Below are 1,257 nucleotides of genomic sequence, written 5' to 3'. Positions count from 1 at the left end.
GCCTACTACGAATATAGAGAGAGTACTCACAGAGATATGGGAAGAAGTTTTAAGTAGAAAAAAGGTTGGAATTACCGATAACTTTTTTGAAATCGGCGGGGATTCCATCTTGGCGATCAGACTGATTGCGAAAGCCAAGGAACAGGGGTTGAATTTCACGCCTAAAGATTTGTTTCATCACCGGACAATCGCTAACTTAGTGAGCGTAGTAGGAGAGGTAGAAGACAATGAAGAACAAGGATTGATTGAAGGCAATGTTCCATTAACGCCTGTTCAACATTGGTTTTTTGAAACTATGCTCGAAGAGCCTAATCATTTTAACCAATCATTGTTTTTACAGGTTCGCGATGAAATAGACCCAACTCTTCTAAAAAAATCATTCGACTATTTAATAGAGTATCATGATGCATTACGGAGTCGATTTTCATTGAGTGAAGAAGGATGGAAACAAGAAAATGTCGGATTAGATGGGGAATTACAAGAATTTAAGGTTATTGATTTAGCGGACCACTCAAGTGAATTACAAAAAAAGGAAATGGAAAGAATCGCAAATAGGGCTCAACAAAAATTAAGTATCGAAAAGGGGCCTTTGGTGAATGTACGTTATTTCAACTTGGGACGAAAACAACCCAACCGAATATTAATCATTATCCACCATTTAGTGGTTGATGGTGTGTCTTGGCGAATCTTATTAGATGATTTACATAAGGTTTATCAAGATTTAAAGAATCAAGAAGAACCCAAATTGCCTTCAAAAACGATGTCTTATAAAAAATGGGCTGAGAAACTTCTAGAGTACGTAGATTCGGATAAAATTCAGAAAGAAAAAGCGTATTGGTTAGATGTTATTAGTAAGGGGAGCACACCGTTACCGATAGACTACCAAGGACAAAATACAGTGGCTTCTACAGATAACGTATCAGTAGAACTAAATCAAGCATATACAGCATCCTTATTACAGGAAGTCCCAAAGACTTATCATACACAGATCCAGGAGATATTATTGATGGTTTTGGGAGAAACGTTTAGTGAATGGATAGGTCGCACCCCTTTATTAATAGACGTTGAAGGGCACGGTCGAGAACAGTTTGATGATGAAGTCGATTGCTCAAGAACTGTGGGATGGTTTACAAGTATTTATCCTGTACAAATTGGATTAAGAAATAAGAATGATATAGGTGAGGGAATTAAGCAAGTGAAAGAATGTATTCGGAAAATCCCAAATGGAGGGATAGACTACGGGGTATTTAAATACCT

1 protein-coding gene is annotated in these 1,257 nt (G+C 37.3%); it reads left to right on the top strand.

Translation table 11 applies throughout. The features are described 5' to 3' along the window. Window positions 1–13 precede the first annotated feature (13 nt). Window positions 14–1,257: condensation domain-containing protein (locus BK584_RS24050; protein WP_367579333.1), on the top strand; the 1,244-nt coding region annotated here is incomplete at its 3' end.

This window comes from Shouchella patagoniensis (assembly GCF_002019705.1).
In the GTDB taxonomy this organism is placed as follows: Bacteria; Bacillota; Bacilli; order Bacillales; family Bacillaceae_D; genus Shouchella; species Shouchella patagoniensis.
This window is presented reverse-complemented; position numbering and strand designations above follow the sequence as displayed.